Annotated in this window: 17 protein-coding genes; 13 read left to right on the top strand and 4 right to left on the bottom strand. The window is 53.6% G+C overall.

All coding sequences use genetic code 11. The features are described 5' to 3' along the window. Positions 1 to 877: 877 nt before the first annotated feature. A complete protein-coding gene (locus tag HNQ64_RS18050) occupies positions 878 to 2,125 on the bottom strand; it encodes a sensor histidine kinase (RefSeq protein WP_184211247.1) in 1,248 nt (415 codons plus the stop codon). A 142-nt stretch (positions 2,126 to 2,267) separates the two neighbouring features. Next, positions 2,268 to 2,981, bottom strand: a complete 714-nt coding sequence (locus HNQ64_RS18045) for a response regulator transcription factor (RefSeq protein WP_184211245.1) — start codon at positions 2,979 to 2,981, stop codon at positions 2,268 to 2,270. 182 nt (positions 2,982 to 3,163) lie between these two features. Here HNQ64_RS18045 and HNQ64_RS18040 point away from each other — a divergent pair, with 182 nt between their 5' ends. The 11 genes from HNQ64_RS18040 to HNQ64_RS17990 all read left to right on the top strand — a co-directional run bounded on the left by HNQ64_RS18040 (position 3,164) and on the right by HNQ64_RS17990 (position 18,800). Then, positions 3,164 to 4,306 carry a glycosyltransferase family 4 protein gene (locus tag HNQ64_RS18040; RefSeq protein WP_184211243.1) on the top strand — a complete coding sequence of 381 codons (1,143 nt, stop codon included), beginning with the start codon at positions 3,164 to 3,166 and terminating at the stop codon, positions 4,304 to 4,306. Between the two features lie 33 nt (positions 4,307 to 4,339). Further along, positions 4,340 to 5,230, top strand: coding sequence for a UDP-2,3-diacylglucosamine diphosphatase (locus tag HNQ64_RS18035; protein WP_184211242.1), 891 nt, complete (start codon positions 4,340 to 4,342; stop codon positions 5,228 to 5,230). 39 nt (positions 5,231 to 5,269) lie between these two features. After that, the gene (gene phoU / locus HNQ64_RS18030; RefSeq protein ID WP_184211240.1) at positions 5,270 to 5,944 is read left to right on the top strand and encodes a phosphate signaling complex protein PhoU; all 675 of its coding nucleotides are present in this window, start codon (positions 5,270 to 5,272) and stop codon (positions 5,942 to 5,944) included. 105 nt (positions 5,945 to 6,049) lie between these two features. Further along, positions 6,050 to 6,772 (top strand): RDD family protein, encoded by a 723-nt coding sequence (locus tag HNQ64_RS18025; RefSeq protein ID WP_184211238.1) that lies wholly within the window; start codon positions 6,050 to 6,052, stop codon positions 6,770 to 6,772. Positions 6,773 to 6,786: 14 nt separating this feature from the next. Then, a complete protein-coding gene (locus HNQ64_RS18020) occupies positions 6,787 to 7,758 on the top strand; it encodes a stage II sporulation protein M (RefSeq protein ID WP_184211236.1) in 972 nt (323 codons plus the stop codon). After that, positions 7,748 to 10,513 (top strand): DUF4350 domain-containing protein, encoded by a 2,766-nt coding sequence (locus HNQ64_RS18015; protein ID WP_184211234.1) that lies wholly within the window; start codon positions 7,748 to 7,750, stop codon positions 10,511 to 10,513. Before HNQ64_RS18020 ends, HNQ64_RS18015 begins: the two co-directional genes overlap by 11 nt. Before the next feature lie 93 nt (positions 10,514 to 10,606). Then, complete coding sequence (locus HNQ64_RS18010) at positions 10,607 to 11,515, top strand: nucleotidyltransferase family protein (RefSeq protein ID WP_184211232.1); 909 nt, start codon at positions 10,607 to 10,609, stop codon at positions 11,513 to 11,515. A gap of 204 nt (positions 11,516 to 11,719) precedes the next feature. Then, on the top strand, positions 11,720 to 12,679 hold the full coding sequence (locus HNQ64_RS18005; protein ID WP_184211230.1) for a thiamine pyrophosphate-dependent dehydrogenase E1 component subunit alpha: 960 nt from the start codon (positions 11,720 to 11,722) through the stop codon (positions 12,677 to 12,679). After that, on the top strand, positions 12,676 to 13,638 hold the full coding sequence (locus HNQ64_RS18000; protein WP_184211228.1) for an alpha-ketoacid dehydrogenase subunit beta: 963 nt from the start codon (positions 12,676 to 12,678) through the stop codon (positions 13,636 to 13,638). The genes HNQ64_RS18005 and HNQ64_RS18000 overlap by 4 nt, the downstream gene beginning before the upstream one ends. Before the next feature lie 216 nt (positions 13,639 to 13,854). Beyond that, the gene (gene ilvA / locus HNQ64_RS17995) at positions 13,855 to 15,105 is read left to right on the top strand and encodes a threonine ammonia-lyase (protein ID WP_184211226.1); all 1,251 of its coding nucleotides are present in this window, start codon (positions 13,855 to 13,857) and stop codon (positions 15,103 to 15,105) included. Between the two features lie 83 nt (positions 15,106 to 15,188). Next, positions 15,189 to 18,800, top strand: coding sequence for a PVC-type heme-binding CxxCH protein (locus tag HNQ64_RS17990; protein ID WP_184211224.1), 3,612 nt, complete (start codon positions 15,189 to 15,191; stop codon positions 18,798 to 18,800). A 31-nt stretch (positions 18,801 to 18,831) separates the two neighbouring features. On the opposite strand, the gene HNQ64_RS17985 is transcribed toward HNQ64_RS17990, so the two are convergent. After that, entirely contained in the window at positions 18,832 to 19,722 is an 891-nt protein-coding gene (locus HNQ64_RS17985; protein ID WP_184211222.1) for a LysR substrate-binding domain-containing protein, read from the bottom strand. A 91-nt stretch (positions 19,723 to 19,813) separates the two neighbouring features. Here HNQ64_RS17985 and ilvD point away from each other — a divergent pair, with 91 nt between their 5' ends. Then, positions 19,814 to 21,502, top strand: coding sequence for a dihydroxy-acid dehydratase (ilvD, locus tag HNQ64_RS17980; RefSeq protein WP_184211220.1), 1,689 nt, complete (start codon positions 19,814 to 19,816; stop codon positions 21,500 to 21,502). 5 nt (positions 21,503 to 21,507) lie between these two features. Here ilvD and HNQ64_RS17975 read toward each other — a convergent pair whose 3' ends face one another. Further along, positions 21,508 to 22,755 carry a sialidase family protein gene (locus HNQ64_RS17975; protein ID WP_184211218.1) on the bottom strand — a complete coding sequence of 416 codons (1,248 nt, stop codon included), beginning with the start codon at positions 22,753 to 22,755 and terminating at the stop codon, positions 21,508 to 21,510. Positions 22,756 to 22,899: 144 nt separating this feature from the next. On the opposite strand from HNQ64_RS17975, the gene HNQ64_RS17970 reads away from it, so the two are divergent. Next, positions 22,900 to 23,952, top strand: a complete 1,053-nt coding sequence (locus HNQ64_RS17970; protein ID WP_184211216.1) for a galactose oxidase — start codon at positions 22,900 to 22,902, stop codon at positions 23,950 to 23,952. Positions 23,953 to 23,985: the final 33 nt, after the last annotated feature.

The following is a 23,985-nucleotide window of genomic DNA, read 5'->3' as shown; positions in this document are numbered from 1 at the left end:
TTCAAGAGCGAAGCATCGATGCACGCCCTGATTACACAGACCATCCTAACCCGTTTCCGTTCTCACCGAGGCAATAGGGATAGAATGAAGCTGCAAAAGCCTTCTTGAAAAGAAGTCGTCAAGGATCCCGCAACCACTGAAAAAACGTTTTTCTTCGAGGTTGTATGGACGGTAAATCTGAAGGTTCAATTGGCGGCAAAATGAGGGGAAAATGCATGGATGGGGTGTGAATCCCTGCTTTAGGATGCACTGAGGTCATCGGAGAGGACACCATCGGTGGGATGATCAGAGGAGACTGGACTCCCGCCAATAAATCTGGCGGGGGGTCAGGGGTGGTGGGGATAGCGATGTTATCCGGTAAGGTGTCTTGATTAGCGGTGCTCGGCAGAATGTCTTCTGGCACCTCAATGAATACCGGTGCCGCCTGCAGGAGAGGTGAATTTACAAGAGGGCCAGTAGGCGTCTTAGCGGGCGGGGTGGGAGCAGGCGTGAAAAGCGAGGCCGGAGGTTGCAATGTGCTGCGCAAGTCGTCCAAACTCGGTTTTTTTCTTCCGATAATAACGCATCAACCGGGCTTTCTAAAAAGGGATCCGATGGCGCACAAAGATCTTCCAAAGAGGTCGTGACGACAACTGCTGCGGGTGCTGAGGAGGCTTCTTTTCGGCGAGAGGCCATCCAAACGAGCCCGCCCAGAACTAAGGCACCACTGAATCTAGAACGAGTGCTGAGGAGGGCACCCGCAGCGGCAGCAACGAAGGCCATCTTGGGCAGGCGGGAGGGACTGCCAGAGAGGGCTGCATCAGGGGGGGATGACTGGCTAGACATGGCTGGCATAGGCTACTCGCAGTGCCGCTGTGAGCAACCCTACACTTTGCGATCAGCCCAGGCTCGTGGCGGCAAGTGGCACCCGTATGCGAAAAGTGGTCTCTACTCCAGGAGTGCTTGTCAGATCTATCGTGCCTCCATGGGCCTCGACGGTACGTCGGACGATGCTCAAACCCAAGCCTGTTCCTTTAATTTCAGGCGAGTGATGTTTGTGCCCCCTGAAAAAGCGTTTGAAAACAAAGGGTAGATCGTGAGCTGCTATGCCGATGCCGTTATCTGCCACGGTGAGTAAGCAATGATCCGCAAACCATTGACCTGTAACTTTAAGGATAAGCCCTGGATTGGGGTTTTCCTTGATGGCGTTTTCAAGCAGGTTGGTAAACAACTGGTCCCAATAGAAACGATCCCCGACCATTTGGCCCCCATCAGGCGGGAAATCGAGCTGAATCCGGGTGTCCCGTCCCTCCAGCATTGGAGAAAGGTGATCAAGGGCATCCTGCACACAGGAACGTGCGGTGAAAGGCTCCAGGTTCAGAGCCGAACTACCATTTTCCAAGCGGGAAATGGTAAGCATGTCTTCAATGATACGAATGATGCGCTTGCCATGTTTTTCCATGACATCCAGGCAACGGCGCATGGCTGTTTCATCTTTGATAAGACCGCTTTGCAGGGTTTCGATGTAGCCATTGATCAGTGTGAGTGGCGTGCGGAGTTCATGCGAAGCATTGGCTACAAAGTCTTTGCGTACTTGCTCGGCCAGAGTCTGCTCAGTGATGTCATAGACCATGAGCCAAGCGCCGGCTTCTGCCTTTGCCGGGAGAGGAGCCGCCTCAATGAGATAATGGCGAGTGCTGATGGCACCGGACCCTAAGGTCGTATGGACATCGATTTCCTTCACCGTGCGGCGTTGATTTTGGATGGCCAATTGTACCGTATCGCTAACCTGATGATCGGAGAATTCTTCCAGCAGCGTGCGGCCGCGGTGAATGGACGGCCGGTGGAAAAGATGCCCCATCGTACGATTGCAGAATTTGATGCGTTGGTGATCATCTACAATGACCACGCCCTGACGAATCTCATTCAGAAGGGATTCAAAAAGGCGGCGCAAATACTCCTCTTTGTTGAGGGAGTTCTGAGCCTCGGCTAGCCCCTGAAAACGAGCGCTGAGTTTATCTGCCTCAAAGATGCTGAGCCCTGCGGCTTTGGTCACTTGCTGGACGCTACGGCGCCAGTGCTTCTCACGCTGCCAGGCCCAGGCTGCGAGGAGCAAGAGGGCGAGGCTAAGCAAAAGGATGGTCATGAAAGGAAAACGGAGAGAAGCTGAAGAAAGGCGATGCGAATATGGTTAGGCCAGGAACTAAGGGATCAAGGAAAAGGTCAGTCGCTAAACGCGTACCGGATCGTCTGAACCCTTCAAGAAAGTTAGCCAGGGGAGTCTGCCATTACGATGAAGCCAGACTTTCCGCGACAATGGCGACAGGATCTGGGATGAATTGATAGCCCGTGCCACGAACCGTGATGATGTGACGCCCGGCCTCACCCAGCTTTTCACGCAGGCGTTTGATGTGAGTATCCAAGGTGCGGGTGGCTACATCGTCCGAATAACCCCAGACTTCGCGGAGAAGTTCAGCACGAGTGTGAACCGCAGTGACATTTTCCAAAAGTACAGCCAGCAACTTAAATTCCGTCGTGGTTAGGTCAATTGGCTGACCGTTGTGAAAGAACTTCATGTTCTTGCGATCCAGAAGAAAGGCCCCGGTTTTGACCTCCGAAACATGCGTTACTTTTTTGGTGCGGCGCAGGATGGCGGAAATACGAAGAGACAGCTCACGGGGAGAAAATGGCTTGGTGAGGTAGTCATCCGCTCCCAGTTCCAGGCCATTGATTTTATCAGTCACTTGAGCTCGAGCGGTGAGCATGATGACAGGGACCGAGCGGGTGCGGCTATCGGCCCGAAGGCGTTTGAAAATGGTCACTCCATCCTGTCCAGGGAGCATGAGGTCGAGCACGACAAGGTCGGGCTCGTTTTCAATCACTGCATTCATGACCTGGAGACCATTGGTGATGCAAATGCATTCATGGCCTTCGCGCATGAGATGCAAGGTGATCAGCTCTGAAATATCCGGTTCATCATCAACTACCAAGATTTTACTCATATCGGCTAGCCATTTACATAAGTAGAGGGTCTGTCACCAAACTGTTCTTGGTGACATCTATGTCACAAAATGAAAATCTTGCTTCACATTATTTCAACAATACGGGTGACGCATTCGTCACAATGGATCACTTTGTTACGAGGATAATCTGCTCTCTATGAAGCTGAATCACAGCATGTGACATGAGGTTTTTACTCATCACCGACACCTTCCCCCCTGACATCAATGGGGTGGCGAGAACTCTGGCAACCTTAGCTGCTGGATTGAAACAACGCGGCCACGAAGTGGAAGTGGTGACTACCCTAGAGGCTGGTCCTGATGAGGCTGAAGATGCCATCAAGCGGCATACCGTGATGGCCATGCCGCTGCCTGGATACCCAGGATTGCGTATGGGATTTACTACCACGTGGCAGATGCAGTCTCTCTATGAATCTTTTCGCCCTGACGCTCTCTACGTGGCTACCGAGACGCCATTAGGAATCGCCAGCATCCGTGCCGGTAATAAAATGGGCATTCCTATGGTGTCGGGATTTCATACGAATTTCCAAACTTATCTGGAGGACTACTCGTTGCCCGGTTTGGAGGGCGTAGCTCAAGGCCTGCTCCGCAGTATTCATAACCAAACAGCCCGCACTTTGACGCCGAGCGCAGATACGGCAGCCATGCTGGAACGCTGGGGCATCCATAATGTGGGGGTGCTGGGGCGTGGTGTGGACACAGCTTTGTTTGATCCCGCCCGGCGTAGTATGGCATTGCGGGAAACCTGGGGCGCTAGGGATGACACACCGGTGGCCCTGTATGTAGGACGGGTGGCCGCAGAAAAAAATCTTGAGTTGCTGACGTGCAGTTTCGCCAAATTCCGCGAAGCGAACCCCTCGGCGGTGTGCGTGGTGGTGGGGGATGGGCCTAAATTGAAAAGCCTGCAATCCGAGCATCCTGAATTCCACTACGCCGGTAGTCGCACAGGGGAAGACCTAGCCACCCATTACGCTAGTGCGGATGTGTTTATTTTCCCTAGCATCACAGAAACTTTCGGGAATGTGGTGCTCGAGGCCATGTCAAGCGGGCTAATGACGGTGGCCTATGATTATGCGGCCCCACGCTTGCTGATCCACACGGGTCAAAATGGCTTACTGGCCGCGTTTGATGATGAGACCGCCTTTCTAACGCAATGTGAAAAGGCAGCGAACTGCTGGGAAGATGCCACTCAACGTCAGGCCGCACGTGAGGCTGCCCGCCACCTAGGATGGCAACGAGTGATTGAGCAATTTGAAACCGAATTGAAATCGGTCATCCCTCCCATTCTGGCCAAAGACCCGGCTTGACCCACACCCCATTCTCCGCGTTCACTCCACCCCATGCCTGAAGATCTTGAAGACCAGCCTGACACGCCGACAAATCCTGAGCGGACGAAGACCAAGCTGCGCGCCCGCACGGTCTTCATTTCAGACGTGCATCTGGGCATGCCCGATTGTAAAGCAGCCCAAGCTTCCCATTTCATCCGCAATACCTTGTGTGACAAATTGGTACTGAATGGCGATATCATTGACGCTTGGCACCTGAAGCGTCTTGGCGGCTGGAATAAGGCGCACACTCACTTCATCCGTACCGTTTTGAAGAAAATGGAAAAGGAAAACACCCAGATCATTTATCTGCGTGGTAACCATGACGACATTCTTGATCGCTTCATCCCGATCCGGCTGGATAACTTTCTGATCACGGATGAGCACATTCACCATACCCGTGCAGGTGACTATTTGGTGGTCCATGGCGATGGTTTTGACCATGTTACGACCAACCACCCTTGGATAGCCAAGCTCGGAGGCATCGGCTACAACCTCCTCTTGAGGGTGAACCGCGCCTACAACTGGTATCGCCGGGTTCGTGGTAAGGAAAGCTTTTCCCTCAGTCGCTGGGTGAAGTTGAAAGTGAAATCCGCTGTTAGCTTCGTGGGTAAATATGAGGAACAATTGCAAGAACTGGCGAAGGCCAAAGGCTGCAAAGGTATCATCTGCGGTCACATCCACAGCCCTGCCAATAAAGTGGTGGGTAATACCCACTACCTAAATTCTGGAGATTGGGTGGAGTCCCTAACAGCCATTCTAGAACACGACAATGGTGAATTCGAAGTCATCACTTACGATCAATTTTGCGAACGTACCAACCGCGAACCGAAAGGTGATGCCGTGGTCGCTGAAGTTGATAACGAGAGTAAAATAGGTGTCGAAAACGTCACATTACCCATGTAGCCTCAGACTTAGCCCACGCCACTGATGCACGAGCATATTTTGTCAACTTTCGATCAAGCCCTCGACCGCCTGCGTGAGCAGGTCCTCACCATGGCCAGTATTGCCCGGCGCAATCTGGGCAGCGCCATGCGTGGCCTGTTGGAGCGCAATACAGACCTCTGCAATGCCGCCATCGCTGCTGACCAGGATGTAAACGAGTTGGAGAAAAGCATCGATCAATTAGGCATGCAAATCCTGCTCAAGTTCCAGCCAACGGCTCATGATCTGCGCCAAGTCATGGGCACCATTCGCGTGGCCAATAATTTAGAGCGTATTTCGGACCAGGCTTGCAGCATTGCCAAACGTGCACGGGCGATCAATCTGCTGCCAGAGATCCCAGAACTAACGTTGATCCAGCCAGTTTACCACCTGTGCGCGCGCAACCTGGAAGCCAGCATCCAGGCTTTTACGAATGCTGATCCCGATGCAGCAGCCTCAAGCCGATTGCTGGATAAAGAACTAGACGCAGCCGAAAAGTCTGTGGATCAGGCCCTGTTGCGTGTGATGGAAGCCCGCCAAGCTCCCTTGGAAGGCTATCTACACTTGATTTTCGTAGCTCGTTTTCTGGAGCGTGTGGGTGACCATGCCAAGAACATTTGCGAAGATACCATCTTCATTGAGCGCGCTGAGGACATTCGTTTTGACAAGAATAAGCGTTTAGAGACGCAGGGCTGAGCGATGGCTTTGCGGTCGTGCTGAAAACACTCATCCAGGAGAAGTTTCACTCCAGGGTTGTCAAACAAGGTGGCTACCGCTTCATTCGCGAGCGTTGCTTTCGTTATGGCTGTCCCTCTTCTTGCTGACACTCTCCAACCCGTAGAACTTGCCGATGGTGTAGAGATTCACTTACGAGTCGCTGGGCCTGCAGTACGAAGCTTGGCCTGGCTGGTGGACATGCTCATCTTTGTGGCCATCCTCGTGGCACTTTTTTTGGGTTTGATGGCATTGGGCCCCAGTTTGGGAGATAAGACTGTTCAGGGCATTTTGATGCTCTGCATGTTTGTATTGTCCTGGTTTTACAACGTCTTTTTTGAAATGACTGGTATGGCGGCGACTCCGGGGCAGCGGATGATGAAACTGAAAGTCTCCAGTGTTTCTGGAGCCCCCGTGAGATTGCCACAATCCATCATTCGCAATCTGTTGCGTGTGATCGACTTCATGCCTGGATGTTACCTTTTTGGCCTAATATGCTGCCTTTTCACCCAGCGTTTTCAGCGACTTGGGGACCTTGTAGCAGACACGGTGGTGGTGTATGCCGAACCAGAAGTTTCGAAAGCGGCCGTGGTACGAGTCAATGTAGAACCAGAGGCCCCCACCATAACGCTGTCCCGTGCAGAGCAGGCTGCCCTGATGCAGTTTTTAGAAAGGGCGCCTCAGTGGTCTGATGCACGCAAGACAGAACTGTCAGATTTACTCGAGCCTTTGACTGGGATGACGGGTCTAGCAGGGCTCACACGCACCTGCGCTATGGGTGTATGGTTACAAAAAGGAGGGCAAGGCTAACTATCTTTCCAACCATGACGCCATCCCAGTTTGAAAAAGAAAATGAGCCGCGGTGGCAGCGGTTACAACAATTGTTGAGGGAGGTAGAATCCAACCCAAAGACCGCAGGCGTGGAGGAAATACCTCAGCTTTTTCGCCAAGCTTGCCATGACCTCAGTGTGGCACAACATCGCATGTATGGTCCGCGTTTGGTCGGCCGACTGAATGCCTTAGCGATCACCGGCTATCGCACTCTAGAAAGACGCATCAGCGGCGGGTGGGAGCGACTCGCACAAATGATCTTCAAAGAGTTCCCCCAAGCTGTGCGTGGGGAGCGTGGGCTTTTTTGGTTTTGTATGGTTATGTTCTGGGGTCCCTTTCTTTTTTTGGCCGCATGGACGCCCTTTGATCCAGAATGGGCCATGTCCATCCTGGGGCCTGACGGCATGATCCAAATGGAAATGATGTATGGCAAAGGCACCTCTCCCCATGATTACATGAGGGAGGAGTTCGGCTCCAACTTTGGCATGTTCGCCTTCTACATCTGGAACAATGTAGGCATTGATCTGCGTACTTTTGCGGGAGGTCTTTTGGGCGGAGTCGGGTCCATTATCATCATGCTCTTTAACGGCGCTCATCTGGGAGCTGCCGTGGGTTACGTGCACCATGCGTGCAATCCTGAGACTTTTTATGCGTTTGTAGCAGGGCACTCGGCCCCAGAACTCATGGGGGTGGTGATTTCAGGCATGGCGGGTATGCGACTGGGCTTATCTTTGGTCAAACCTGGCCCCTATGACCGAAAAACGGCTTTAGTTTTAGGCGGGCGGCGGGCGCTGATCCTCATCGCCGGCGCTGCACTCATGACGGCTTTTGCGGCGGTGATTGAGGGATTTTGGTCAGCCAACCCCTTCCCTCCTTTTGTGCGTTATGCGGTGGGTATGCTCCTGTGGGTAGTGACACTGGGGTACCTCTTTTTGAGTGGGAGGGAGCGTCCTCATGCGCCTTGAAGATCTAACGATTGCTCTTCGGCCCCGGCAACCTTGGGAGGCTGCTGACTTGGGCTGTGCCTTGGTAAGACGGGATTACGGGCAGGTACTCCTTCTCTGGCTGATTTCCGCAGTGCCGTTGTGGATCCTCTTGGCCCTACTGCTGCGAGACCATCCACATGTCTTTGCGTTGACCGCATGGTGGCTCAAACCTTTATATGATCGCCTGCCTCTGTATTATCTTAGCCGGGCTGCATTTGGGTCGAAGCCCAGTTTCAAAGAGACTCTGCGTGAGTGGCCGCGTTTATGGTCACGCTTTTTGTTATCTGCTCTTTTAATTCGGAGGCTGTCATCTATCCGCAGCTTTGCCCTGCCCATCTGGATGCTAGAAGGGCAGAGAGGAAAGGCAGTGAAGCGACGTCTCCGTGCTTTAGCGGTAGATGGCGGCAGCAGTGGCACCTCAGTCACATGGGTATTTGTAAAGTTGGAATTAGCCGTTTGGTTGGGCATCATGGCACTGGTGAGTTCGTTAGGCCCTGCTTCAGGCCTGCCGGACTGGAGCGAGTTGTTTTTAGATTCGGAGAGTTACCTGGACATGCCTAATGCTGAGCTATGGTCCAGTTACGTCCTCTATCTTTGTGCTATGACGGTGGTGGAGCCGTTTTACGTCGGAGCTGGATTTGGCCTCTACCTGAACTCACGCACGAAGATTGAGGGATGGGACATTGAACTGGTTTTCCGTAGGATGGCGGCAAGATTGCGCCCGATAGCCATGGCAGCACTAGCGTTTTTTTTCATTTTGCCAGGCGCACTCACGGCTCAAGAATCACCTTCTAAACCGCAAACAAGACAGGCGGTGACAGATGCCCTGAAAGAGATTTTGGCGAAACCTGAATTCAAAGAACATAGCCGCACGCAGAGGGTATGGATACCTGATCAAACTGAAGAAGTAAAAAACAGTCAGGCTACAATGTCGAACGGCCCTGTTTTAGGACGAGTTTTTTACGGCCTAGCCATTGCTGTCGTGGCGGTTTTACTCATCCTGGCAGCGCGATGGTTGATACTCAACAAGCATCTTTTTCTAAGCGGTCGTTTCAAATCAAAACACCGTCCTGAAGCTGGTCCGAAGGTGATCATGGGATTGGATATTACCAGGGAGAGCCTGCCGACAGACATTGTCAAAGCGGCACGGGCAGCCTGGGTCGAGGAGCAGCCCAAGGAGGCTTTAAGCCTGCTTTACCGTGGCATGCTATCGCGACTGGTAGAGCTACGTCGCCTGCCCATTCGTGATAGTGATACGGAGGATGATTGCCTGCTCAAGGTGGCTCAAATGGGCGATACCGCTGTGACTGAATTCTTTCGTCACCTCACTCTGGCATGGGTGCGAATGGCCTATGCAGGAGTGACTCCTGGGACAATGGAGTTTGAAGACTTGTGTCGCACATGGCCGTTCCTCCCCTCCGCTACGGCTGTGAGGCAGCATGTGATAAAAAAGGCAGCGCTCGTGTTGTTATTGCTGCCACATCTTATCGGCTGTGAAGGTCACTGGGAGGAGATTAACCTACCCCAGGGGTACGAAGGAAAAGCACGGACCAACCCTTTTTTAGCCGCGCAGCAACTGCTGGAGATTTATGGCCACCAAGTGGAACGGCTGCCAACGCTGAATGAACTTCCAGAGCCGGAGCACGGAGTTATCATCGTGTCTGGAGAATCCGGAATGCCGGAAGCAAGAGCGAGACAGTTGCTAGCCTGGGCGAATGAGGGCGGTCATCTGATCTATGCGGTAGCGGGCTGCGCACCCTACAATGACTGGGGTATGTTTAGCGGCCTTTCCTCTTATGTTTATACTGGCAATGAAGAGCGAGCAGACCCGATTTTGGAGACCTTGGGAGTTCAGTTGGAAAGCGCGGGGAATCTCAAGGCGCTGATCGAGACATTTCAGAAAATGTCCAATTTAGAAGATCCTTCGCCCCCAGACTCACAAACATCCAAAGACCTCCCACCTTCCGACAAGGCCGATGAAATAGCCCCCCGTTTGAAAATCCCGAATCCGGAACCACCCGATGTACCCACGCTGCGTAGCAGCATGAAAGTGGGCAAAGATACTTTTGAAGTGGACTTTGTGGATGTTTTAAAGCTCTCGCTTAACCGACCGCTGGCTAACCAAGAGCAAGTATCTGGGCGTGTGGATCAAGCGCCTGCACTCAGCCTCGTTCACGGTTTGGGAAGGGTGACAATCCTTAACCACGCCCGACCTTTGAGGAATCGGTTTTTGGATGAAAACGATCATGCCCGCTGGCTCCTGGCTTTGGTGGGTGAAGAGTCATGCGTGGTAAAGTTCATCGTCACTTTGCAGAGCAGCTTCTGGGCCTTGTTATGGGATCGTGCCTGGATGCCTTTGGTTGGGCTCGCCCTACTGACAATGACGTGGCTATGGCTGCACATGCCACGTTTTGGTCCGCTCCGTCAGGTGGCCCTGCATGATACCAAACACTTTGCCGAACATATCAGTGCACTGGGGCAGTTTTTTTATCGTTTGAAGCGTCCAGACGTGCTTTTCAAAGCGGCAGCGGATGCTGTGCGAGTTCGTGCTCTTCGCCGCTACCCCCATTTGGTGAATCTGGATGATGAGGCATTGATACAACTCTTGTCTGAAACCTCCACCTTACCGAAAGACCGCATCCGAGAAGCCTTTAAAAATACCGAAAAAGTGGCAGGACATGAGGTGGTGCGGCGACTGCAAGACCTTCAAACGCTGAAGTCCGCCTTGAGTTAAACAGGGAATCCTCCCTTAAATTGACCGTGCAACGTCAGTTGACGCCTCGCGTGGCCTGCCCATGAGTGGAGGCCCTCTGATTTTCATCCCTTCATGAAACCCACTCTCCTCATCCTCGCTGCCGGAATGGGCAGCCGTTACGGCGGTCTCAAACAGCTCGATGCCATGGGCCCTTCTGGTGAAGTGGTGTTGGATTATTCGGTGTTCGACGCCATCCGTGCCGGATTTGGCAAGGTGGTCTTCGTGATCCGACGCGACTTCGAAGAACAGTTCCGCACGCAGATCGGCAGCAAATTTGGCGACCGCATCGCGGTGGATTATGCGTTCCAAGACATCAACGATCTACCAGCAGGATTCAGCGTGCCAGAAGGTCGTACCAAGCCCTGGGGCACCGCGCACGCCGTTCTAGCGGCTGAAGGTGTGGTAAACGAGCCTTTCTTGATGATCAATGCCGATGACTTTTATGGTCGTGATGCCTTTGCCAAGATAGGAAGTTATCTAGCTACGGAACGCCCAGCAGACGGTAAGAGCCACTACTCCATGGTAGGCTTCTACCTGAAAAACACCCTTTCTGACCACGGCAGCGTGGCGCGTGGCGTTTGCACTCGCGGAGCGGACGGCATGCTGAGCTCTGTCACTGAAATGACCAAGATCTTCCGCACTCCCACCGGGGCTGAAAACCGCGAAACAGAGCCTGCCATCCCGCTGACGGGTGAAGAAGTGGTGTCCATGAACTTTTTCGGCTTCACCCCTGATATCTTTGGCCACCTGCGCGCGGCTTTCACTCAATTCTTGGAAACCAGCGGCACAGATCTCAAGTCTGAGTGCTATGTACCCAAGGAAGTGGATGTGCTTATCCGCGATGGCAAAGCCGATGTCACCGTGCTGGAATCAAACGACTCCTGGTTCGGGGTGACCTACCCTGAAGACAAGGCAGACGTTGTTGCCAGCATCCGCTCCCTCGTGGCGGCCGGGGCTTATCCCGAGAATCTTTGGGCCTGATTTCCATTTATTCTTGTGCAGAGAGGGAAACTTTCCTCTCTGGACAAGGCTGGACGACTGTGAAAACATCGGCGTGAAATCCGTATCGCGCTGATCCGGATGAAATGACCCATCTCCACCGTGCCTGCTACCTCGACGCTCCCAAGCCCTGATGTTGCCGCTCAAGCGGACCTGCGTGATGACTTTCTGAAGACTTTGCGCTGTATGATCCTCTCTAGAATCCTAGAGGAAAAACTCGGCAGTCTCTATCGAGCTGGCGGGCGCATTGTCGGCGGGGTCTATCTTGGCCGCGGCCAGGAAGCCTTCAGTGCTGCAGCGGGAAATAACCTCCGTTACGGCAAGGATGTCTATGGCCCTCTCATCCGTGACCAAGCTGGCCGCATCGCCTACGGCGAGCCTCTACTAGATACACTGCGCACTTACCTCGGGGTGGTTACCGGGCCCATGCGTGGGCGCGATGGCAACATTCACCGCGGCCGTCCCAAAGATGGTTACATGGCGATGATTTCACACTTGGGCAGCCTTCTTTCGGTGGTGGCAGGGGCATTATTCGCACGACGGTTACGGGGCACCCTTGAAGATAGCGTAGGCGCGACCAGTATCGGAGATGGCGGCACCTCGACAGGGGCCTTCCACGAAGGTCTCAATATGGCTGCTGTGGAGAAACTGCCGCTCGTAGTCAGCATCGCCAACAACCAGTTTGCCTATTCCACACCGACCACACGGCAGTATGCTTGCGAAGACTTAGTGGATCGCGCGATCGGTTACGGAGTCGAAGGTTACAGCGTGGACGGGACGGATTTGCTGGCCTGTGTTGCGACCTTTCGCACCGCCTTTGCCCGTGCCCGCGCAGGTCATGGCCCCCAACTTGTGGTGGGCAGACTCCTGCGACTGGGTGGCCATGGCGAGCATGACGATGCCTCTTACATTCCGGATTCAGCTAAGCACAAGCATGAAGCCCGCGACTGCATCGAGGTGGCTAAAAAACAGGCCCTTGAATTCAATTGGGCCACAGAGGCAGACTTCCGCACCTGGGAAGAAGAAGCCCGCCGCGATGTGGATGCGGCTCAGGCCATTGCCAGCAAAGAACCCACCCCCGATCCCTACCGGGAAACCTGGCACGCACTGTCCACCAGTGAGCTTGTAGAGGGACAGCACGGATGAGTATCACCTATCTCGAAGCGATCCGCGAAGCGCAGTACGAAGCCCTTCGCACCGACCCCAACGTCTTCCTTTACGGGCAGGACATCAGTACTTTCGGCGGTGCCTTCAAAGCCACGAAGAATCTGAGCCGGGAGTTTCCTGGGCGGGTGTTTGACTCCCCGATCAGCGAAGATGCCATGATCGGTATGGCAGTGGGCGCTGCGGTAGAGGGCGCGCGGCCCATCATCGAGATGCAGTTCGCAGACTTCTCCTCGGTAGGTTTTAACCAAATCGTTAATCAGGCCGCTACGCTCTACTGGCGAACGAGCACCCCCTGCCCCATCACCATTCGTATGCCTTCTGGGGGCACGCCCGGCAGCGGCCCATTTCACAGCCAGAGCATGGAGAGCATCTATGCCCATTACCCCGGGATCGTTATCCTTACACCCGCGACGGTCGAGGATGCTTACTGGATGCTTTTGGAGAGTGTGAAGCTGAATGACCCTGTCATTTTCTGCGAGCACAAGTTTCTCTATTACCACCTGAAGTCCGAAGGCTTCGGTGAATCTTTGCCCATTGGTAAAGCCCGTATCGCCAGACCAGGCCGGGATGCCACAGTGGTGACTTACAGCGCCATGCTGCATGAAGCTCTCAAGTCTGCGGAAGAATTGCAGATGGATGGCTATCAAGTCGAAGTGGTGGACTTGCGCAGTGTGAAGCCCATGGATACGGATACTATTCTCGCCTCCGTTTCCCGCACAGGCCGCCTTCTGGCCGTAGGAGAGGCCTTCCCTTGGGGAGGCGTGACGTCCGAAATCATCGCGCGCGTCAGCAGCGAAGCCTTCCACATGCTGGATGCACCGCCGATGCGCCTGAACAGTAAGGACACACCGATCCCCTATCACCCGAATCTTTGGAAGAGCCACCGCCCGACCACCTCCAGCATCACCGCTGCCCTGCGGGATCTACTGCGGTATTGAGTTCTCATGCTGGCAGTTGACAAAAGACCTAATACTGAGAGGTTCCACCCCTTATAGGATGCGTTTCATGTCCCAGCTTTCCATGCCGATCATGATGATCATTATTGGAGCCCACTCAGGGCAGGGATAAACATGCGCCATTTTCAAACCGACAACGCATTTAATCCACCGCCCTGAGTTTCACGACTCGGGGCTTTTTTTTGGTTCCCGCCCTCTATGAAAGCCCCCCATGATTGCACTGTCTCGCTGTCTGAAATCGTAGCCGCTCGCTTGCGGCTCAACGGAGCCATCACACGCACTCCCTGTGTGGAATCTGCCGCACTCAGTGAGCTCACCGGGGCACGCATCTTCTGCAAACAAGAATACCTGCAACGAACGGGTAGCTTCAAAGAGCGTGGGGCGCGCAACGCGCTTGCCCTACTGACACCCGAACAAGCGGCACATGGCGTCATCGCAGCTTCCGCAGGCAACCACGCCCTCGGTCTTTCCTGGCATGGGCGCGCTCTAGGGATTCCTGTCACCGTGGTGATGCCACGATTTGCCCCGTTGGTGAAGTTGGCCCGTTGCCGCCAGTTCGGTGCCACCGTTGTGCTGCATGGAGATACCTTTGATGAGGCCCGCAGTGAGGCCACTCGACTCGCCGAAGAAAAGAAACTGACCTACGTGCATCCCTTTGATGATCCGCGAGTCATCGCAGGCCAAGGCACCCTCGCTTTTGAAATCTTGGAACAGGTGCCAGATGCGGAAGCCATCATCGTCCCAGTCGGCGGTGGTGGCCTCCTGGCAGGCGTCGCGACCGTGCTTCAAGCCTTGAAACCAGACCTGCAAATCATCGGAGTAGAACCCGCAAATGCAGCCTGCTTTGCGGCCGGAATGGCCAAAGGTGAGCCAACACGGATTTCCACCAAATACACTTTGGCCGACGGTCTAGCCGTGGCTGAAGTGGGCAAAAACACTTTGGCCATTGCCAGTCCTCTCGTTCACCGAATGGTGATGGTGGGAGAAGAAGAGCTAGCCCTTGCTATGCTCCGACTGGCAGAGATGGACAAATGCGTCATTGAAGGGGCGGGTGCGGCAGGGCTCGCGGCATTCCTCGGGGGGCATCTTCCAGATCTTGTAGGCCGCCGTGTGGTGGTGCTGCTCACTGGCGGTAATATTGATCCCCTGGCCCACAGCCGAGTGATTGAGCGCGGACTGGCGGCAGATGGGCGCATCTACCGATTCGATGTTCTGCTGAGCGACCGTCCAGGCGGGCTAGCTCATCTTTCCGCTCTGCTGGCTACCGCCGGAGCCAATGTGACCGAAATCGTTCACAACCGCACCTTCTCCGGTCCAGACCTTTCGCGGGTACATGTGCTGTGCACTATCGAGACGCGTGATCGCGAACACATCGCCGAAGTTCAGCAGCGGTTGGCCGAAAATGGCGTGGAAATTGTCGCTCCTGGACACTCGATGTTGCCTCGCTGAAACTACACTTGTTAGATAAACGCTACTCACCCTTTTGCTCGCAAGCAATGGACGATTAACCACGTTCCATCCCACCCATTTTCATGATCCTACGTTTTCTTTTTTCATGCCTGCTGACCACCACGGCTCTGGCAGAACCCGTCTCCCTCTTCAACGGCAAGAACTTCAATGGCTGGGAAGGCGAAACGACTAAAGTTTGGCGTATCGTGGATGGCACGATTGTGGGCGGCTCTTTGGAAGGAAATCCACAGAATGAATTCCTAGCAACGAAAAAGCCCTATCGCAATTTCCACCTCAAACTGGAATACAAACTGAATGGCACCGAAGGTTTTATAAATGGTGGAGTGCAATTCCGCAGCGTTCGCATCGCTAATCCGCCTAACGAGATGTTCGGTTATCAGGCTGATATCGGAGCTGGCTACAGCGGGTGTCTCTACGATGAATCTCGTCGTAAGGTGATGCTGGCCAAGGCGGTGAAAGAGATCATTGAGAAAGCTGAAAAGCCTGGCGAATGGAATACCTACGAAATTATCGCCGAAGCGGAACGCATCCGCATCTTGGTCAATGGCATACGCACGGTGGACTATACGGAACGCGCACCAGACATTGCCCCCAAAGGCCTCATCGCGCTGCAAATCCACGGCAACTGCAAGGCGGAAATCGCCTTTCGTAACATTGTCATTGAGGAAATGCCGGATGCCCTCGTTCCAGGGGAAAAGGAAATCCTAAACCGCTTTGGAAATCCAGATTCAGCCCAGCTCCCATCGCTTCCGTTTAAAGATGGGAAGTTTAGCGTGGCACCCCATGAAATCCTCGTCCTGGCAGGCCAGACCAATCTCGTTCGCGAGCAAAAAGCAGGCGAATTAGAGGCCATTTTGACTCACGCTTTGGTAGAAAAAGCCCCCCATTTTCGCAGCATGGCTTGGGAGGGTGACACCGTTTATGAGCAGTGGCGGGATCTGAACTTTGGTGATTGGAAAGGACAACTCCAGGCCGTTGGTGCAGGCATCATCATCGCCCAGTTTGGTCAGGTCGAGTCTTTCGATGGGCCCGGAAGGCTGGCTGAATTTCAGTCTGCCTACCATCGTTTGTTAGACCAGTTTAGCAGTGTCACTCCGCGCCTAGTTCTTATCGGGCCTATGCCGTTTGAAAAAACCAACGCCCCGCATGCCCCTGATCTGACTTTGAGAAATGCCGATGTAGGGCTGTATGCAAATGCTGTGCGTGACATCGCCAAACAACGTGGAGCCCTTTATGTGGATCTTTACACGCCGCTTTCTGAACGTAATTCCAACGAAACTCCACTGACGGACAATGGCCTTCACTTGAACTCTGAAGGGCTGAAAGTGGTAGCTAAAATGGTTGCGGGACAACTTGGCCTATCCACCAGCGAAGGTGATGACCTAACAGCACTAAAACAGGCCATCGTAGAAAAAAACAGACTCTGGTTTGACTGCTGGCGGCCAGCCAACTGGTCTTTCGTCTATGGAGATCGAGTCACCCAAATGTTTGGGAAACCTGCTGAGAACGCGCCATCGTTGCGTGAGAGTTTTGAAAGTTATAAACCCCTCGTCGTGAAGCTGGATACACGTATTATCAAGCTAGCACGTGGAGAAGCTGTGCCGAATGAAGAACCTGGACTGCCGGCCAAAGGGACCCCAGAGAAGGTTTTGTCAGCGGCTGAGCAACTCGCCGCATTCACGGTCGCTGAAGGTTATGAGATCAATCTTTTTGCTTCTGAAGAGCTTGATGTCGCGAAGCCCACCCAATTCTCCTGGGATGAGCGTGGTCGGCTTTACGTCGCCTGCTCCCCCACCTATCCGCACACCTTACCCGGCATCAAACCCAACGACTACATCTTGATCCTCCAAGACACGGATGGTGATGGCAAAGCCGACAAATCCACGCGCTTCGCCGAAGGCCTAACCATGGTGCAAGGGGTAGAGCCGGGAGATGGGGGAGTGTATGTTTGCGACTTTGACCAGATCCTGCATCTCAAAGATACCAACGGCGATGATAAGGCCGATGTGAAGACGGTGCTTTATTCAGGATTTGGCATCGGTGATACTCATCAGTTGGTGAATTCCATTTGCCATGGTCCAGATGGCAGCTTGTGGTTCACTCAGGGACTGCATGCTTACTCACGGGTGGAAACCTCCCACGGTCTGGCTGTTTTAGAAAAAGCCGGGGTCTGGCGCTACAATAAACGCACGCAAAAAATGGATGCGTTTTTTAACGGGGGCAAAGCTGGGCATAATTGCTGGGGAGTGGCCTTTGATGATTACAACCAAGTCTTCCACAAGAGCGGTGACCGCCCAGCGGGCTACTTCAGCACGCCTGGTCTCATCGCCATGAAAGACCCAGATGAATATCACCCGACCGGGATGCTTTTTGATTCCAGCCCCAAGACAAATTCCATTGAGATCATCGGCACCAAGGCCTTACCGGAGCAGATTCAAGGCACAGCTTTGATCGGCGGCTACTTTGGCAGCGTGGTGGAGTTGCACCGCTTTGAAGACGAAGGCTCCGGCTACAAAACGACTCAACTTCCAAAACTGGTGAAATCTTCCGATCCCTCCTTCCGCCCAGTGGATGTGAGCGTGGGGCCAGATGGAGCCATGTATCTATGTGACTGGTTCAATCCCGTGATTGGTCACTATCAGGCGAGTTATGCAGACCCCCGCCGTGATCGCGTCCATGGCCGTATCTGGCGCATCACGGCTAAAGGCCATGCACCAGTGAAGCAGCCTAAACTTGCTGAAATGAAACCTGCGGCATTACTTGAACAGCTAGCTTCACCTGAACGATGGACTCGTTATCAAGCCAAACGCTTGTTGTTTGATGGCCCAACGAATGACGTCATTCCTGCTGCGGATGCATTCATCGTTAAAGCTCAAGATGAGCATCAGCTCATGGAAGTATGCGGCGTTTATGAGGCCCACGAAACCGTCAATCCAGGATTACTGGATCGTCTCCTCAAGGCTAAAGATGCCCGAGTGAGAGCCTACGCGGCCCGTGTGGTGGGAGCTTGGGCAGATCGCCTTCCTGACAGCGTAGCTCGATTAACCCAAGCTGCAAACGACGTACACCCTAGGGTTAGACTCGAAGCCGTCGTCGCCAGTGCTCGGCTCAGCCAGCTTGAAGCCGTCGAGATTGCCACCCTAGTTCTCGATCACCCGATGGACAAGTTTTTAGACTATGCCCTTCGTCAATCCGTTCGGGCACTGCAACCAAAGTGGCAGCCCGTTTTGGCAAAGCTGACGTTTAACAACCGGCCTGCACAGGCAGAGTACGTTAAGAAGATCGCCAACGCAGCCCCCGTCGTGATTCACCCCGGCAAGGCTGTTTATGATGCCCTGTGCCTAAACTGCCACCAACCTGAGGGTAAAGGACTGCCTGGCGTTTACCCAAGCATCGCAGGCACCGACTGGATTCGTGGCGATGCGGCGAAGCTGATCAAGATTGTGCTCCACGGCCTGAATGGCCCGATCCAAGTGGACGGAAAAGAATTCAAACAGATCGCCCCATTGCCCATGCCGCCGATGGGCCTGGATGACCAACAAATGGCGGATGTGCTCACGTATGTCCGAAGCCATTTTGGCAACCAAGCACCCGCAATTACTCCAGAAGAAGTGAAACAAGTTCGCGCGGCCACCAGTGAGCGAACAACCTTCTGGACCCAAGAAGAATTGTAGCCATCCCGTTAATTCGGCAGGACGATTGAGTTCAGCCTTTGGGAGACCGTATCAGTCGAATGAGATGTGCTAACGGCCCCTGAAGTCTGCCTTTTTGGCAGGCAAAAACATGGGTAATTTTCGGTGTGCCTTTCAAAGGGATGGCACAAACCGATTTCTTCATGAACTGCTCCAGAGCCGCAGGTAGAATGGCGATGCCAGAACCTGCGGCGACCATCAAAGCCACTGCCTGCGCACGAGGAGATTCCAAAATGAGACGAGGGCGAAACCCAGCCGCTTTACACAAGTCTCGCACATGCGCTGAAAAAGCAGGGGCTGAATCATGCGACACCCCGATGAAAGACTCCTCCGCCAATGAGGCCAAAGACACACTGCGTAAATCTGCCAGGCGATGCCCCACAGGCACGTAACAGACCAAGGGCTCTTGATGCCAAGAAATGAATTGGATCCCAGAAGGCCTAACGGAAGGGATGATACCCACAAAGCCCCCGTCCAAATGACCTTCCGCAATCGCTTTCAATTGTTCATTGGGAGGTAAGTCGTGCAGCATCACTTGCACAGCAGGCTGCTGATGTCGATAATTCCGAAAACATTCGATCAAGGCATCATTCATCACGGCACTGACGAAGCCTAGACGTAGTCTTGACGTCTCGCCCAAAGCACAACGGCGTGCAGCCTCCCCTGCTCTTGTTAATAGACGAGGCACATTACACACCTCTTCATAAAACAAGCTCCCAGCAGTGGTTAGAGAGATTCGTCTCGGCTCCCGAGCAAAAAGTATCGCTCCCATCTTTTCCTCCAAAGTGCGGATATGCCTGGAGAGTGGAGGTTGCGCTAGATGCAGCCGTCGTGCAGCTCTCGTAAAAGAAAGCTCTTCTGCAACAGCAATGAAGCATTCGATTTCACGGAGGGAATAGTCCATACCGAATTAGTATCACAAAAACGCAAAAGTGATCATTTTATCATGATAATCTTAATTCAAGGTGGAGGCCTCAATCGACTCTCCATTTATTATGGCCATCAGCGACACCATCAAAAAAGGCTTTACACGAGCTCCTCACCGCAGCCTCCTTCGAGCCACAGGCGTGATCCAATCTGAAGAAGACTGGGGTAAACCCTTCATCGCCATTGCGAACTCCTTTGTGCAAATCATCCCGGGGCACGCCCATCTGGACGTCGTGGGTAAAAAGGTGCGTGAAGCCGTGCGGGCGGCAGGGGGTGTCCCCTTTGAGTTCAACTGCATCGGTGTGGATGACGGCATCGCCATGGGGCATGGCGGCATGAAATACTCTCTTGCCTCACGCGAGTTAATCGCTGACTGCATCGAAACGATGCTACGCGCGCACTGCTTTGACGGCGTGGTTTGTATTCCCAATTGTGACAAAATCGTGCCAGGGATGATGATGGGTGCAGCACGGGTGAATATCCCCTCCATCTTCGTTTCTGGTGGCCCCATGCGCTCAGGAAAGGACCCAACTACGGGGCGGGCTTTAAATCTCGCTTCTGTGTTCGAGGCGGTGGGTCAATTATCTTCCCAAACGATCACGGAACAAGAGCTGAGTGACATTGAAAAGAATGCCTGCCCTAGCTGCGGTTCCTGCTCTGGCATGTTCACCGCAAACTCGATGAATTGCCTGTGCGAAGCACTGGGCTGGGCCCTTCCGGGTAATGGCTCCATCCTGGCCACAGATCCCGCACGCGACGCTCTCTTTCAGCGTGCAGGTCGTGCCATTGTGCGGCTTGTGCGGGATAACGTGAGACCGTCCGATCTCCTCACCCGCGAAGCCTTTGAAAATGCCCTGGCTTTAGACATGGCCATGGGAGGTTCCTCCAACACCATTTTGCATACCATCGCGGTGGCTCACGAAGCTGGCGTGCCTCTGTCGATGGAAGACTTCAATGCCATCGCGGAACGTGTGCCTCACATCTGCAAGGTAGCTCCTTCCGGACATTATTTTATGGAGGATGTGGATCGAGCCGGAGGCATCATGGCCATTCTGAAAACCTTAGCAACTCAGCCTGGCCTGCTACATGCTGATGCTTTAACGGTTAGCGGCCTAACTTTAAGTGAAACTTTCTCCATCGCTGAAGTGAAGGATACCGATGTGATTCGCTCCATCCCCGAAGCTCATTCACTCAAAGGCGGGCTAGCGGTATTATTCGGTAATATCGCCCCCGATGGTTGTGTGGTGAAGACCGCCGGCGTTAGCCCCTCCATGATGCGATTCACAGGCAAAGCCGTAATCTTTGATTCTCAGGAACAAGCGCATTTGGGCATTTTAAGTGGTCAGGTGAAAGCTGGTGACGTGGTGGTGATCCGTTATGAAGGCCCACGAGGCGGCCCAGGCATGCAGGAGATGCTTGCCCCTACCTCCGCCATCGCAGGCCGTGGTTTGGGAGATTACGTAGCCCTCATCACAGATGGTCGCTTTTCAGGAGCCACACGCGGCGGCGCCATCGGTCATGTTTCTCCTGAAGCTGCAGCCGGCGGCCCCATCGCTTTCATTGAGGCTGGGGACCTAATTGAAATCAATATTCCTGAACGTTCCATCAATCTTCTGATCTCAGAAGAATTGATGGAAGCGAGAAAACGAAAATGGACGGCCCCCGCCCCGAAAGCTCGTTCAGGTTACCTTGCACGTTATGCGGCCATGGTGAGCAGTGCCGACACGGGAGCGATTTTAAAAATTCCTCAGGGTTGATCCGGTCACTCCCCCGATGGCATAAAAGCCTTGGGGCCATCGGGGGTGCTATCTTTCCCATCTGTTAACCATTCGAGATTAAAGCGGCACAGGGTCAGTCGGTCGCCCGCGAAGTGGTGCTTTTCTTCGGCAGCACCATGGAAACTCAGAATTGTCCCTGTCTGGGTCACGGCGATGTCGCTGTAAGCACTCCAGCCTGGCGAAACGGTTTTATTCACCGCCCAGGTCTGGCCTTCATCATAACTTACTTTGACACTTAGATTTTTTCGATCACGACTTTTCCCCGCTTCCTCCTGACCTTTCGCTTTGCTGAGATTGTGCGGATTGGAAAACAAGAGACGGTTTTTTTGCCCAGTTTCAGCTTTGGTATAACGAACAATACCCCCCATGCAGATTGGCTCAAGCAAGCTCTCATCAAAACGGGGTCGGCTCCAGTTCGTTGCTCCATCAGGACTTACCGTCACAAGACGGCGGTGAGTTTTTGACTCACTACGGACATTCAGCATCACGCCCCCATCCGCAAGTTCCACCGCCACGGTTTCATTCGGGTTGACCCACTCTTCAGTATTGGGAACAGCAATCTCACCGGCTTTCCATGTCATGCCTTCATCATCGCTGTAAATCGTTGCCGTCACACTCGGGCGGTGTGCGTTCCCCCCCGTCCCGGTGGAAAGCCACACAGGGACCACTAAACGTCCGCTTTTCAGCTGAATGCTATGATTGGGACCTGTGGCCAATACTTTCCAATCATAAACCGGACGAAATGACTCGAAGGCCGCAGTGATCTCCGTCGGCTTGCTCCACGTTTGGCCATCATCCGTACTACGCTGATAAAACGCACGCATATACTCCAGGCAAAACAGCATGTGGACCGTGCCATCCTTGCCTGCGATCAGAACGGGATTGTTGTAGGTGACCGTGTTAGGATCTGTATTTTTGATTAAAAGAGCAAAAGGGTTTTTCTTTTTTGGTCCTTCCACGGAAACGATATTTTTTGCCGCACTCCATGTTAGACCATCATCCGTACTACGGCGTAGAAGAATGTCTATCTGGTCCCAATCACTGCCGTTTTTTCTCGCCTCGCACCATGCCAACACAGTGCCTTTGGCAGTGACGACAATCCCAGGAATATGAAAAATTTTATAACCCATATCCCCAACCTTAAAAAGGTCCTGTTTCGCCATGAAAGGCTCTGCGGCAAAGAGAGGGAAGCTTAAGACGAGAAAAGCAGCAGTAAGGAGTTTTATAATCATGGTGGAGATAGGCGGAGGATAACGCCACTTGGAACAGCATCTCACTGGTCAATCCAGCTATCCAGATCAGCTCGCCCCCTTCAGAGCCATGGCTAGCTTTGTTAACCAGGAAGAAAATCTCGCCTATAGGTCCGCTGCGATGTTATGACTTCCATCTCAATGAAACACTTGCTGACTGCTGCCCTGCTTATGCTTTCACTCACCGCTGCCGTTGCTGAAGATGATTGGACGTCTCTGCCGCCATTGCCAGATTCCGAAGGTTTTGCAGGGGTTTTTGCAGGCGTTTCGGGCGGAACATTGATGGTTGCAGGGGGCACCAATTTCCCCGATAAACGACCTTGGGATGGCGGAACCAAAGTCTGGTATGATGCGATTTACGCTTTGGAAAAACCTGAAGGCCCGTGGATGAAGATCGGCCAGTTGCCACGCCCCAATGGATATGGAGTTTCTGTAACCACCGATGACAGTCTCATCTGTGTGGGAGGAGGCGATGCCACTGAAAACTTTCGGGACGTCTTTCGCTTATGTTACGTCGGGGGTAAGATCACGACTCAATCGCTCCCCCCTCTTCCCAAAGCTTGTGCGTTCATGTCAGGAGTAGCAATGGAGGGCATCCTCTATGTCGTAGGTGGCATCGAAAAACCCACTGCGACAGAAGCCTTGAAAACCCTCTGGGCGCTGGATCTCAAACAAACGGATCAAGGCTGGTGTGAACTCCCCCCCTGCCCAGGTCCTGCCCGTATCTTAGCGACCATGGCAGCCCATGAAGGCACGTTATTCCTCATGAGTGGAGCCGCTTTAAAGTCTGGAGTGGACGGAAAACCGGAGCGGGAATGGTTGAAGGATGCCTGGCGCTTCCAGCCTAACCACGGCTGGAAAAAGATAGCGGATCTACCACGTGTTGCAGTAGCCGCCCCCAGCCCGGCCCCCGTAGTGGATGGTCACCTTTTGATCCTCGGTGGTGATGACGGTGCCCTCGCCCACTTTGAGCCGAAGGAAAAACACCCTGGCTTCCCCCGCGAAATCCTCAGCTACCACCCTGGTAGCGATAGTTGGGGTGGCATGGGAGAATTGCCTTTTTCACTGGTTACCACCCCCACAGTGTCTTGGCGTGGCCAAATCCTCATTCCTGGTGGGGAAGCTAGGCCAGGCAAACGCTCGCCTACCGTCTGGTGGGGAAGGATCAGCCCGCCGTAAAAGAGTCTTGACGAAATTCGCCCAGCTTTGGCA

Origin of the sequence: Prosthecobacter dejongeii, from assembly GCF_014203045.1 — a bacterium.
Classification (GTDB): Bacteria; Verrucomicrobiota; Verrucomicrobiia; order Verrucomicrobiales; family Verrucomicrobiaceae; genus Prosthecobacter; species Prosthecobacter dejongeii.
Note: the sequence above shows the minus strand (reverse complement) of the source record. Positions and strands in the feature narration are given on the sequence as shown.